This is a genomic window from Serratia sp. GW822-FHT06D09, from assembly GCF_058799515.1.
Map to the genome: position 1 here is coordinate 264,763 of NZ_JBXALO010000003.1, position 12,358 is coordinate 277,120.

Here is a 12,358-nt window from a genome sequence, read left to right on the forward strand (position 1 = left end):
ATTCGAGCCTGTCAGTAACACTATGTAACTGCCAGCGTATTAAAGGTGATCGCTCAGGCGGCCACCGAACTCGATAATAAAACGGCTCATCGCCTGCCGCCAGTTCTGGATCGGCAGACTCCATTTTTTCGGTGCATCCTTTATCGCAAGATAAATAACCTTCCGTACTGAGTCGTGGTGTAAGCATCCCTGTAATCCGAACCATTCACTTTTAGAGATCTTCCGACAGACTGATTATGTCCCCGGAGGAGATCGCTATGCGTAAGATCCGATTCACCGAACACCAGATCATCGCCGTATTGAAGTCCGTCGAAGCCGGACGTACCGTCAAGGATGTGTGCCGTGAAGCCGCTATTTCGGAAGCCAGCTATTACAACTGGAAGGCAAAGTATGGCGGGATGGAAGCGGCCGATATTAAAAAAATCAAAGATCTGGAAGACGAGAACCGGAGGCTCAAACAGATGTTTGCTGACCTCAGCCTTGAGTGCCGGGCACTTAAAGACGTCATCGAAAAAAGCTTTAAAACCAGCGATAAAGCGTGAACTCGTCAGCTATCTGACAGCGCAATTTGCCATGAGTTTACGTCAGGCCTGCAGGACGTTATCGCTGAGCAGGACGGTCTATTTTTATCAGCCCGATACCCGGCGTGATGAACCGGTGATCCATGCGCTGACTGAACTGGCAGAACGCTATCCGCGCTACGGTTTTAAGAAGCTGTTCCAGCTGCTGCGCAGGCAGGGCAATACCTTGAACCACAAACGCGTTCACCGGATTTACTGCCTGCTGAAACTGAATTTTCGTCGTAAGGGAAAACAGCGGCTGCCGGTACGCAACCCGTCGCCACTGGTGACGCCTGAGGCACTTAACCAGAGCTGGTCGATAGACTTTATGCATGATGCGCTGGTCTGTGGTAGACGCTTCCGGACCTTCAATGTGGTGGATGATTTTAACCGGGAAGTACTGGCGATAGAAATCGACCTGAATATCCCGGCTCAACGTGTTGTCCGGGTACTGGAGCGGATCGTGGCAAACCGTGGCTACCCGCTGAAAATGCGGATGGACAACGGACCAGAACTGGTCTCACTGACGCTGGCACAGTGGGCTGAAGAACATGGTGTGTTGCTGGAATTCATCAAGCCTGGCAAGCCGACACAGAATGCCTTCATCGAACGGTTTAACCGGACGTACCGGACAGAAATCCTGGATTTTTACCTGTTCAGAACACTGAATGAGGCCCGGGAAATCACAGAGCGCTGGCTGACGGAATATAACAGCGAACGCCCTCACGAATCGCTGAACAACCTGACGCCGGAAGAGTACCGGCTGATGGCTGAAAACACGGAAGTCTCAAAAAGTGCGAGGAACTAAAACGGGTATGCTTACAATGTGATTAGGTAAAAGGTGGGGTTATGTTTTCATTTAAAGTAAAGGTGTTACGTGGATATCTGTGACTTCAGATATTTTACTCTCTTATTTAGGTTAGCCAGCGACTCAGGTATTTCCACGGTAAACCGTGGCCCAGTGTACTGTGTAGATATTATTATTTATAGTGAATGAACGGCTTGGTCAGATTTTTCATCCTTATTTAGTTAATGCTTTTTTTAATTTCTAACTTTACTGGATAAATGGCTATTTTACATCGTAAGCATTTGAGATAAACAATAGTTCTTTAAAGTCAAGGTAAGTGAAAAGTAGGAATGATGAGGATGATGCGACATATAAAAAAAGTAACAAAACTTCTAAAAACTGATGATGGAAACAATAAAAGCAGACGCTAAAGCCGACGATTAACAATAAAATAGAGACCTTTCTTATTAATGTTAATGTCGTTGTAAAATATTTATATTGTCTACTGTTTTTATCCGCATGCGTTCGCTTAATATAGTGACGATCGGATACGTTCCGATGAAGAAAAAACGCCAAGAACATTAGTGGCATCATTATTGCTCCACTAATCAGCATGGGCGTAGAAAACCAGTATAAAGATGAAAAAAGGAAAAAAACTGTAAGCACAAAATAAATATAAAAAAAACTAGAACTTAGACGACGGAAAAGTGACTTTCGGTAATGAAACAGATATCGAGTCATTTGCGGCAGATAACTGCTTTCTGCTCTTAGCCTATATAAACGATGTGTCAAATGAATACGCAACAAGTTTACAGTTATTATTGCATAACAGAAACCTATTATCACGCTATGATCAGGGAAGCTGGATGCAGCGAACCACAGCGTAATTGATAACAAAAAATCATGGTATATATAACGGTAAAAAGGCAGACTGCGGTATAGATTGGACGTCAACTTTTTTTTCAATCCTTGCCTCGCGCTCGCTCGATGAAGTGGAAACAGGATAAAGCCGCTAGCCATGTCCTGCCAGGCATTGGCACTGGCGTAGCAAAAGCCACGTGCAGGGTCAAAGTAATAATACTCCTCATTTATCAACGTAAGGAAAACAACATAATGTGATTGATTAAAATGGCAAATAACTGGACCAGCTAACTGATAAAAATGGGTAACAGCCACTTTCTTGCAACAACACGGAATTCCACAGCTAGTTAATATCTCCGCTAAAGATTTCAGTGACAGTCCGCTCGCATCTAATTTGTAATCCTTTCTAAGGCGGTTAAGTGAAACAAAATTTCCATAGCAGGATATGAGTGTGCTGGCACAAGCTAGACCGCAATCATACTGTTCACGCTGATAAACAGGCGTGATCACCCCTTTATAATGAACAACAGCACGGTTGATTATCTGATCAAAGAGATAAAGGAAGAGAAGAATAGATGTCATCATTGTCGATCAAATCAACCTCTCTGCGATTCTAGACTTGGCATGAAAACCATTCAACGCCGCACTTGCGGTATAAGCCCCCATATTGTCACAGTAAAGCGTCATTAAATTGCTTAACTGTGCAGGGTCGACAAGTGCAGTACCGAGGTGATCGAGTGAAGTGCAGGCAGGGCCATAGACATCAAATTTTTGCAAATGTCTTCCCCCCTCGGGCTGTGGCTTCCCGGCATAAAACAACATCGGCGAAGGGCGTAGCGACCTGAGCAGGTGTAAAGCCCCAATCTGTGAGATACCTGCATTGACCACAAAGTATGGAGCCTCTAGACGCAGGTGATAATCCAATACGCTCACCTGCAAGTGTCCTGAGGTGCCCACAATTGCCCGACCACTTTCGAAGTAGATTGATTCCGGCAAGTGAAGAAGCTTACTCAATTCACTGTGTAAAGCCTGTTTCAATGGCAACGCCGGATAGGATAGCGGTTGGTATTGCGTACCAAAAGCATGTGGAAAACCACCGCCGAAATTTATAACGCTGGCGTAGAAATCAGTCTGCTGGCATATTGCTTTGATTTCAGTAATTGCGCTGACCAGTGAAATCATTATCGCCTCTACAGACTGGATCTGAGAACCAATATAACAGTGGAAGCCAACAATATGCTTATAATTAAAATGTCCCCCTCTGGCCAAGCAGTCGATAATCTGTTGTCGGGTAAAGCCAAAATGCCCTTTCGGTAATCCATTATAGATACCATAAGTAGTTCCAGGTAAGTAAGATAATCTGAACAAGCCCTTACCATCCACGCCACGTTGGATAAGTGTCTTAAAATAATCTAGCTCTCGTGGTGATTCTAGAACAAAAAAAAGATTATTTCGGAGAGATGACAGTTTAATTAGTGTTTCCTGCTGAATATTTACCTTATCGTAACCTGTTATAAAAATATCTTTACCTTCAATATTTTTTTTGATTAATATATCAGCCTCTTCCTGAGAGCAAATATCAAAACCTTGTGTGAAATCAGCAATGAAACTTATTAGTTCATGGTAATTATTAGCCTTCAATGAATAAATAAGAGATGAAGTTTCGGGTAAGAACTTTTGCAAGGAGAGTATGTTTTTCATGATCTCCAGTTTTGAATAAGTGATACTGGCTGGAGGTATAGAATAGGGGTCATGAGAATGCATTAATTAGTCTCCCAAATGTAGCATCCGAAGTGGTCAGAAGTTCACTCAAAACCTCTTCTGTGAGTTGTGTGTTATTAGTTGTCTCAAGCTCAACAATCAGGCCTACCAGTAACAATGAATCCAATCCGGCAGAAAAAAAATCCATCCGATAGATTTCCTCGCCAAATTTTTTTCCGGTATTGGAGTAAAGATAATTCTGAATTATTTCTATCATATTTTTCTTCCTGAAAGATGAAAAGAGAGCTTGATGGATTTAAGATTAATGTCGTACAGTGAGTCATTATTAAACATATAGATCGCCGATTTCAAATCATGATACTGTTGATGAAACCATTCACCCTGTGTCGCCATATAACCATGTTTAAAACCTAACGATTGGAGACATAGATCAGCCCCTAATGAGGCGTTTTCAGATATCACTATTTTAGCTGAGTTCAGTACCAGGTGCTTATCAATATGTGAAATTCTCTCATGGTTAATGCTTGCTAGCCTCATAATAAGAGAGTCATTAATGACAAGGATATTATTTAACTGATTAAGACGTGAAAAGGCAGGTTCTGTTATTCTGTCTCGTGTCAATTCAAGAGTGGCATTGAACATAGCGCGTAAAGTGCTGTTCCAACATATGCTCCAGAGATAGTGAGCGTAATAAGCAATCACTTCATTTAAAATGAACTGAATATTATCAGTTATTGCCAATCCGTCTTCTTCTGGAAGAGAAAATGAAACAGATGAAATTCTATTTTCCTTCATGCCAAGTCCATGCAAAAATTGATGGTCTTGGATATTCAAATTTTTGGTGGGGGCAAAAATCAACGCCGGTTTATCGGCTATTTTTCCGGTGAAAAGAATGTGCGAAGCCAGACTAAAAAAACTAACCACTGGGCAAATGCGACTCAATAAGCCATCAGATTGGGTAAGTTCGACGAAGGCAGTAAGGCTAGAACCCTTTACTGTAGTGGTCGCAGAACAGATAAGATCAACCTCGGTAAAGTCATTAATATTACATTGTATCAGTGCATACAGTGACTGCATATGTTGGGAAAATGTCACCCCTAGTGAAAGTGAATGCCTTGATAGATTTATTAAAATCCCCGGAATGTCATCGTTAGTGATTATTTTTAGAGAGAAAAGTTGATTGAAGTTGCTAATTAATATCGCGTTCTTAAGTTCTTCAATGCTTTTACTGTGGGCAACTAGTTCAATGATTTCTGGTTTGCTCATAGATTCTCGACATGATTTCTCGTTCATTTTTAAGTACACCTCTGAAACTTTCAATATATTCTGTTGACTTGAAGTTTTTATTTTTAATTACCTTTTCAACAATATCATCACTGATGTTTTTATATTTCACTGACAACTGTGATAACTCATTATGCTGGGAGCATAATGGATAAAAAGAATGAATGAATTTTGCATACCAGGCTCGTGTTATATATAACTTCCATACGTTACGGTTCCAAACTGCTGCCGACTCATATTTCTGCAATGAAATCACATCTAAATAAAAGTGGTCAAGAATGTTGCTAATTAAATCAGTGGTAACACAAGATAGATAATGTAAAATTGATTTTTCTGCTGAGTATCTAAAGTGACTTTCATCCAGTAAGTTGTCAGGTTTACGTCTGATAAAATAGATAATAACCTCATCATCATCGCGCAAGAAAAAATGATTCCAGCTCATTACCCGAAAGCGAGAATCAGTAGTGTTAAATATCAAGTTATCGCCTGAACGCTTCATCTGTTGACTGAAAATCAAATGAGGAATATCCACGGGTAAGTTAACTTTTATCATACGCATTCTCTGCAAAAGTGTGCTGTATGAGTGCTGGATAACAATTCCGAGTGATTGTGAAATCTCATCATACGCCTCAGATAAATCTTCCGAGTGGTATGACTGATTGCTAATCTCAAACCCAAACCTTTCAAGAGATAAAATAGGATTATCAGGTTCAATACGAATGCTTCGCTTACTACTATTAAAATCAAGAAAAATATTAATATAACACACTGAATCTGAAATTGACTGATAGATAGAGTTATTCAATATTCCTAAAATTGAGCTTGTTCTGCAATCGACTGGTACGGCGTTAAGCATTATATTGACTCCTTCAGATTTAAATTTTGTGGAAGTACATCTACTTGCATAAATTCCACCCTTCTAATCAACACACCATGACAGGTATAAATATAATTCTTTATAAAATCAGTTAGCGCCGGGTCAACAACTATGCACTGATTGATTAGTACCTGGATGATGTTATCTTTAGACCTTAATTTCAGATTTAAAGAAAATTTTTTAAAAACTTCTTCAAGTAATGGGCGTGTATCTACTCTTATACCATTTATTTTTAACATTTCGCTTTCACGTCCTTCAAAGTAGATATAACCTTGAGGGGTAATAGTGATACGGTCACCGGTAAAGAGCATCTTTCCTTCTTTAGTCTGCATAAACTGACATGGCCCTGAATCGTGATAACCATCAAGTACATTAGCGCCATGTACAATGCACTCTCCCATTCCCTGACTTGAAAGGCTGTTGGTGGTAAGATCACGAACCGAAACACTTACACCTGGTATCGCTATGCCACAGCATTGACTGTCGATGACACACGATGACGGAGGCATGATAGAAATACGTTTACATTCGGTAATGCCGTACATGGTAATGATCTGCGTCTCAGGCAAGAGTAACTTGCAACTGTCATAGAGATGCTGAGGGAATGTTTCCCCAGTAAGCGTTATATTTGAGGGGGGATCCAGTGTCGGATTGTTTTTTTTTGCAACGAGATAGTGCTTTAGAATAGCGGGTATTAGTGCCATGTAATTTGCATTGTATTGTACAAATTTTTCAAATACTCGATGCGCATAATGACGAAAATCATAGTAGATCACCGTAGCACCGGAAGAAAGAGACATTAATATTTGATAGAGACTGTAATCAAAAGATAATGGTGTACAAACAGCAATACGCGAACTGTTATTATATTTTAACACTGAAGATATGCTCATCATCGAGAAAAAAACATTTTCAGGTGTTGATAACATCTCTGTCGCGTGTCCTGAAGATGTACCAGATGAAAAAAAAGATAGTTTTGCCATGTCAGATAGATCACCAACAATAGTATCAGTCATAAATTGTTGAATTTCGCTTTCATCATAGCAGTGTTTAGTTATTTGATAGGTTCTGCTATCAATAATAAGTTGGCCATTTTTCTGCAGTGTCTCGGTATAGGCACTATTTTTTATTTTTACATGTTTACCGATTGATAAACATAGCATGATAATTACAGTAAGCGAAAAGGCATTGCCTTCAATAATTTCAATATGAGTAGTATCATTATTCTCGATATACAACTTCAGAATTTTATTGGTGCTGATCATGCTCTCTAAGAGATCCGTATAGGTATAAATTTCATCATTTTCAATTAAAAAAGTGTTATCGCGATTCCTGTAGCAACTTAAAATAAGATAAGAATATATATTCATATTGCCTCGCATTTAAAAAATATTTTACGAAAAATTATGACGTTCAATAGATTCGTGAGGTCGTTCGTGCCACAGAGATAGACCAACCTTCCAGTTGGCTCAAATAACGTATTGCGTAGGAGAGCGAGTGTGACAATTTAAATAGAAGAGAGACAGTTGCTACCACCACTGAAAAATGAGTTGTGAGGGGGAAAAATGACAATGAATAAATAACAGATGAAATTAATAGTGAGCAATATATCATAAATGAGCGATTATTTATGGTGTTGGCCAGTTGTGAGGATAATGATGAAAAATAGACTTGTACAGCATAGTTGTAATTCGTTACATCTGCAGAAAACAGTGTTGCTGAACGGGTAACGAAATAAACCTCCATTTGCTTAGTAAATATGGCGATCTTTCTGTATGCATATTGTCCGAACATGAACATTATAATCACAAAAAGTAGTATGTAGAGATTGGCTTCCATTTGTAGATAGGAGTAAATAAAGATCATTGATGTTGACAATGCGAAAAAAAACTCTGTCAATGAAAAAGAAATCCCATCGTCAAGGATTTTTGTATCATAGGAAAGTACTTCTATATCTTTGTTATTAATACTTCGCCTACTGAGTTTGTTCAGCAAAGTGAAGATTGTGACTTTTGCATTAACATAAAACAACCGTTTAAGTAGTAAATCAGCTGACATCAGAGAGAACAATGAAAGAGTAATTAACCCAATCAATGCTTGCAGACTGACTCCTTTTACAACAAATATATCAAATTTGAACTTCAGAAAGCTATAACCTGTCAGAAGAATAAAAGATAACACCAGAAAAAAAAGTGTTCTCCCTGAGGCTTGGCCATGAATAAAGTAGGTACGATATTGCTGTAGCCAGTATGACTTGAAATTGAGTCTGGTTTTGATAAAACACCTGAGCATATCTCTATGAAGAAACTTAAATTGGTTATAAGTTTCCTGGTTTTTCTGTAATGAGAAGGTTTTTACACGCTCCATACCATTAGTGATTTGTGAGCTGTAAAAAATCAGGTATGAAGTACCATCCGCAATATCAATTAATACCGTACTAATGATGACCAAACTGGCTATCTGCGGAAGTGATAATGTCAATATATCAAGATAGGTAAGGAACAGTGCTGTGATAAGAGCTACCAGTGGTGCTAAGTTATAGACTACCCTGGATACTGTCATATAGAACTGTAATTTCCAGACCAACTTATTTTCATAAGAACGAATAATAAATGCACAACTCCAGTGTGATAATTTTGCTACATGAATAAAACGATCGATTACACGCTTTCTATTTTTATCAAGAGACTTAATTTTTCTTTGTAATATTTTCAATGCTAACATTATAAGAGTAATAACTACAACATAGACGCTAATTAAAAGCACATTTATATTATAGAGTCTGAAGCCGGTAATCAAAAGTAAAGATAGTGTAACATAGTAGTTTAGTATTATATTATGTAACTCGCCAACAGATTTAATATCTCTTTCTAGAGTTGCACGCAATAGATTGCTTTTTTCTATGCGACTAAAATAAAGTGCCTGACTGAGCGAACTACAAAAGTTGGAGATAATAAAAGAGAGGTTATAAAAAAAATAGTAAAGTAAAATATTTGTTGCCAATTTCGTAAATAAATTCGGGCTATGCCATATTTCAGGATCAATTATTCTGTAGTAAAATACCGAGCTTATAGTTATGGTGGAAAAATAAAAAAAAGTTAAAATAGTTATATATAATTTCGAACGCCCATTTGTTATTTTCATAATAACTTCCTTAAGGAAGTTATTAAAATTCATCATGTAATAAAACATAAATTATTTGCCTCTTGTTTTACCCATATAACTCTTCACATAAATCTTCAAGAAAGGCTAATAATCCCAATATAAATTTAACCCCCTCGCACCCTAACGATATACGCAAATATTTCAAACCATCTTTTTGATTTAACCCATCATCCGCATAAGACCTCATACAGGTTTTAGACCACCCAAAACCTGCGCGGACAATATCACGATAGCCACTTTTTGCGGTTAGATCAACTATAGAGGCAAGATCAAGTATCCCGGCATACTCGGGTTTAGCAACCAAATAAATAACCGGAGCCACACAGTTGCCTATTGAAGGAATATTGACATTAAAAAATGATGATATAATTTTGTCAACATGAATATCTGGGATACAACGTTGATTATATGTGAAGTTTGCAGCGTCGATATGTTGTTGAAATTTTTCCACCAACAGGCTACAAAGTGCGGTTCCTGTTGTTTGAATAGATTTATCAAGGTCGCGAACAGGGGCGTTGAAAAAAATAACACCAAAAACAAAATCTTCGCAATAATGTTTTACCCCACTTTCAATAACGATAAGGTTATCTACTTCTAGAGATGAAAGACTAAGCCCAGGACCAAAAAGACTATTATCCACAATAACCTTTTTATATTTTTCACATAATTTCTTAATATCATCAGTGCTTTCTACAACTGCACCTGATACTGGGTCATTAATGTAGGGTTCAATGTATAATACACTGTTTTCACAGTCATTTATCTCGAAGAAATCCTGACGCCTTATCAGATCAATATTAGATGGTAGAAAGTGATCGAAAAAAGTTTCGGTTTCAAAATATGATTTGCAGGAAGTTACAATTCGCATGCAGCTTCTTGTTTCAGCCAGCAAGACATTGTAGATAGCTGCCATTCCGCAGTTGACCAGTCTACAATCTGCATAACCCATTCGCTCAGAAAAATTAAGTTCAGCCTGTCTTCTTGCACCGCTGATAAAAGGGTCCCACAATACAGCGGCACTTTTACCTGATTTCTGTAAAATAACATCATCATGCAGTTCTGACATGCTATTATAATACTGGCTTATATTTTTATTTGTCATCATTTTTTTCACCTTTTTCTGAGATAGACTGCTTTAAAACTGCTGGTCAGATTGAAGTTATTAGCTTGATAGAAACGATGATTCTCTTCATTCTCTGTGAAGGCATATATCGTCGCAGTATCTGGGAGTAGACTCTCAAGTTGGTTTAACAGTCTGCTGCCGTTTCTCCGACGCTTATCACAGCTGACGAGGGCTGATAGCAAAACATCATTGTGTTGATAGAGAGGAAAATGGACCAAACAACAAAAAACTCCGTTACTAATGTTATGCAAAAAAAACTTATCGTCATTCGGAGTACACAAGTAGCGGTTGCACATTGGGGTTAGCTTATTAACTGTAAGCAGCTGATTGATTGCTATAGCCGCCGAGTCAGAAAATGATTTACAAACGGTAAAACTGTGGCAGGCAACTACTGTTGTCTGGCCGCACTTCTTTTTCCAAACTGACAGTGGCTGAATGATAGCTTGCTCAGATAACGCACTACCTTCATATTCAAGATTAATACTAATGTTTGGAAAATAGCTATCCGTTACCCATGGCAAATCGGTAAGGATGCAACGCCCATTTGAGATCAACATCGCGAATCACCCTTCCCCAGTGAGTCGTTCAAGTGCGCATATATGCACGTGAACTGAAGAAAGTGGTAACGATAGCGAACGCAACTGCTCTAGCAGGCCGAACACTTGCTGTGGCTCTTTCCCTACAGCAAGCAAGCTTGCTAGGTGCGCAATTTTATCTAACCACATTCTGATTTTCATACTATTGGCAATCAATTCAGGCCCCAACCCTTGCTTGAGGGCTGCTATCATCAGATTTAATGTTTTTAACGCTCTGAATTTTTTTTCATCTGACAAGTTGTATACTGGTAACAATACCAGCGTATCATTATAGTTGATGTTCCGAACGGATAACTCGCTCAGCTTTACTCCTAGTGTACTTGCGATAAACTGTTCATCTTCTTCAAATTTATCAAAGGTATGTACGACTGAGAAAGACTTCCTGGTTTGTGCCGATAATCCTCTGAGGGTTTCCATGTTGTAATAACGACTAAGTCCCTTTAACTGTGTGAGGTCGAGTCCATCAGGAATATTAACAATTAATACTAGTGAGGCAGATAAAGAATACATACTCACCGGACAGTGACTTTTTTTCATATTTGGATAGATAATATGAATATTATCGGTATTAACATTGATTGGATAAAAGTAGCTGAGAGTAATGTCTTTGTTTTTTAAAAAACCAAGTGTTTTCCCAGTCAATCCTTTAACATAAAACTGGTCAGGCGTTAATATAATTACTCTTAACATTAAAATCACCATCATAGTATTGCTCAAAATTGATCACTTTAGAAGTGACATAATCAAGGGCGGCCAATGCTTCACTTTTACTGACTTTTTCACATACATCCTCCATTAACTCTAGAATGATCATTCTAGTCTCATCATTCGATTCCACATTACCTTTCTCCAGCATTGAGTTAATTGGGAATAGTAATATATTATTTTCATTGGCAATTGTAGACGTCTGTTCTATAGACTTTTTAATAACGTTTTCTGTCTGATCTGAAGTGATTTTGTTTTCAGTCATAAATGTAAATAGTTTAGAGCTTTCGTTCTGTATATCTTGATAGGATTTAATAATGCATTCAATATTATCTTTAGTAAACTCATCTATAAAATGCAGTTCTATCGCATATTCTATAATGCTATGGAAAATATTGAATGCCTTCCTTTCTGAGAAGAAACGATAGTCTCCTTTTTTGTAATCAAGATAACCTAACCTGGCAAGACGGATAAAGGCTTTATCGGTCGCTTTGATGGTACGATCCATTTTGTTATAAGCCCAACCTATTTTATATTTATTTGCCGTTGTATCACCATAGTGAATGAACCAATCTGAAAGTGCATGGATCTTTATCATCTCCATTCTCGGTTCACAACAAGATTGGCTCCATAAGTGTTGATAGCACCACTCGTGGCAGTGCATGTAATTGGGGAACA

At 38.3% G+C, this 12,358-nt stretch carries 12 protein-coding genes and 1 pseudogene; 1 reads left to right on the forward strand and 12 read right to left on the reverse strand.

Going from position 1 to position 12,358, the window contains the following annotated elements:
• Positions 1-39: 39 nt before the first annotated feature.
• A pseudogene (locus AC1RKG_RS08920) lies at positions 40-174 on the reverse strand (IS256 family transposase); the annotation flags it as partial.
• An 83-nt stretch (positions 175-257) separates the two neighbouring features.
• Between AC1RKG_RS08920 and AC1RKG_RS08925 the strand changes: the two are divergent.
• A protein-coding gene (locus tag AC1RKG_RS08925) for an IS3 family transposase (RefSeq protein ID WP_493182775.1) occupies positions 258-1,368 on the forward strand; the annotation gives its coding sequence in 2 pieces (ribosomal slippage) (positions 258-511 and positions 510-1,368; 1,113 coding nt in all).
• Between the two features lie 261 nt (positions 1,369-1,629).
• Here the strand turns inward: AC1RKG_RS08925 and AC1RKG_RS08930 are convergent.
• The 11 genes from AC1RKG_RS08930 to AC1RKG_RS08980 form a co-directional block, all read right to left on the reverse strand.
• Positions 1,630-2,793 carry a cysteine peptidase family C39 domain-containing protein gene (locus AC1RKG_RS08930; protein WP_493182776.1) on the reverse strand — a complete coding sequence of 388 codons (1,164 nt, stop codon included), beginning with the start codon at positions 2,791-2,793 and terminating at the stop codon, positions 1,630-1,632.
• A gap of 6 nt (positions 2,794-2,799) precedes the next feature.
• On the reverse strand, positions 2,800-3,909 hold the full coding sequence (locus AC1RKG_RS08935) for a hypothetical protein (RefSeq protein WP_493182778.1): 1,110 nt from the start codon (positions 3,907-3,909) through the stop codon (positions 2,800-2,802).
• A gap of 49 nt (positions 3,910-3,958) precedes the next feature.
• Positions 3,959-4,186, reverse strand: a complete 228-nt coding sequence (locus AC1RKG_RS08940; RefSeq protein WP_493182780.1) for an acyl carrier protein — start codon at positions 4,184-4,186, stop codon at positions 3,959-3,961.
• Positions 4,183-5,196 carry a hypothetical protein gene (locus AC1RKG_RS08945; RefSeq protein WP_493182782.1) on the reverse strand — a complete coding sequence of 338 codons (1,014 nt, stop codon included), beginning with the start codon at positions 5,194-5,196 and terminating at the stop codon, positions 4,183-4,185. The genes AC1RKG_RS08940 and AC1RKG_RS08945 overlap by 4 nt, the downstream gene beginning before the upstream one ends.
• On the reverse strand, positions 5,174-6,070 hold the full coding sequence (locus AC1RKG_RS08950; protein ID WP_493182783.1) for a hypothetical protein: 897 nt from the start codon (positions 6,068-6,070) through the stop codon (positions 5,174-5,176). The genes AC1RKG_RS08945 and AC1RKG_RS08950 overlap by 23 nt, the downstream gene beginning before the upstream one ends.
• A complete protein-coding gene (locus AC1RKG_RS08955) occupies positions 6,070-7,461 on the reverse strand; it encodes an AMP-binding protein (protein WP_493182784.1) in 1,392 nt (463 codons plus the stop codon). The genes AC1RKG_RS08950 and AC1RKG_RS08955 overlap by 1 nt, the downstream gene beginning before the upstream one ends.
• Positions 7,462-7,504: 43 nt before the next feature.
• Positions 7,505-9,235, reverse strand: a complete 1,731-nt coding sequence (locus tag AC1RKG_RS08960) for a hypothetical protein (RefSeq protein WP_493182786.1) — start codon at positions 9,233-9,235, stop codon at positions 7,505-7,507.
• A gap of 67 nt (positions 9,236-9,302) precedes the next feature.
• The gene (locus tag AC1RKG_RS08965; protein ID WP_493182788.1) at positions 9,303-10,361 is read right to left on the reverse strand and encodes a PLP-dependent transferase; all 1,059 of its coding nucleotides are present in this window, start codon (positions 10,359-10,361) and stop codon (positions 9,303-9,305) included.
• A 5-nt stretch (positions 10,362-10,366) separates the two neighbouring features.
• Entirely contained in the window at positions 10,367-10,936 is a 570-nt protein-coding gene (locus AC1RKG_RS08970; protein ID WP_493182790.1) for a hypothetical protein, read from the reverse strand.
• Positions 10,937-10,942: 6 nt separating this feature from the next.
• The gene (locus tag AC1RKG_RS08975; protein ID WP_493182791.1) at positions 10,943-11,665 is read right to left on the reverse strand and encodes a hypothetical protein; all 723 of its coding nucleotides are present in this window, start codon (positions 11,663-11,665) and stop codon (positions 10,943-10,945) included.
• Complete coding sequence (locus AC1RKG_RS08980; protein WP_493182792.1) at positions 11,637-12,278, reverse strand: hypothetical protein; 642 nt, start codon at positions 12,276-12,278, stop codon at positions 11,637-11,639. The genes AC1RKG_RS08975 and AC1RKG_RS08980 overlap by 29 nt, the downstream gene beginning before the upstream one ends.
• Between the last annotated feature and the right edge of the window lie 80 nt (positions 12,279-12,358).

Bases quoted from the DNA above. Each gene is read 5' to 3' on its own strand.
- AC1RKG_RS08930 (WP_493182776.1), bottom strand. From the start codon at position 2,793: ATGATGACATCTATTCTTCTCTTCCTTTATCTCTTTGATCAGATAATC.
- AC1RKG_RS08935 (WP_493182778.1), bottom strand. From the start codon at position 3,909: ATGAAAAACATACTCTCCTTGCAAAAGTTCTTACCCGAAACTTCATCT.
- AC1RKG_RS08940 (WP_493182780.1), bottom strand. From the start codon at position 4,186: ATGATAGAAATAATTCAGAATTATCTTTACTCCAATACCGGAAAAAAA.
- AC1RKG_RS08945 (WP_493182782.1), bottom strand. From the start codon at position 5,196: ATGAGCAAACCAGAAATCATTGAACTAGTTGCCCACAGTAAAAGCATT.
- AC1RKG_RS08950 (WP_493182783.1), bottom strand. From the start codon at position 6,070: ATGCTTAACGCCGTACCAGTCGATTGCAGAACAAGCTCAATTTTAGGA.
- AC1RKG_RS08955 (WP_493182784.1), bottom strand. From the start codon at position 7,461: ATGAATATATATTCTTATCTTATTTTAAGTTGCTACAGGAATCGCGAT.
- AC1RKG_RS08960 (WP_493182786.1), bottom strand. From the start codon at position 9,235: ATGAAAATAACAAATGGGCGTTCGAAATTATATATAACTATTTTAACT.
- AC1RKG_RS08965 (WP_493182788.1), bottom strand. From the start codon at position 10,361: ATGATGACAAATAAAAATATAAGCCAGTATTATAATAGCATGTCAGAA.
- AC1RKG_RS08970 (WP_493182790.1), bottom strand. From the start codon at position 10,936: ATGTTGATCTCAAATGGGCGTTGCATCCTTACCGATTTGCCATGGGTA.
- AC1RKG_RS08975 (WP_493182791.1), bottom strand. From the start codon at position 11,665: ATGTTAAGAGTAATTATATTAACGCCTGACCAGTTTTATGTTAAAGGA.
- AC1RKG_RS08980 (WP_493182792.1), bottom strand. From the start codon at position 12,278: ATGATAAAGATCCATGCACTTTCAGATTGGTTCATTCACTATGGTGAT.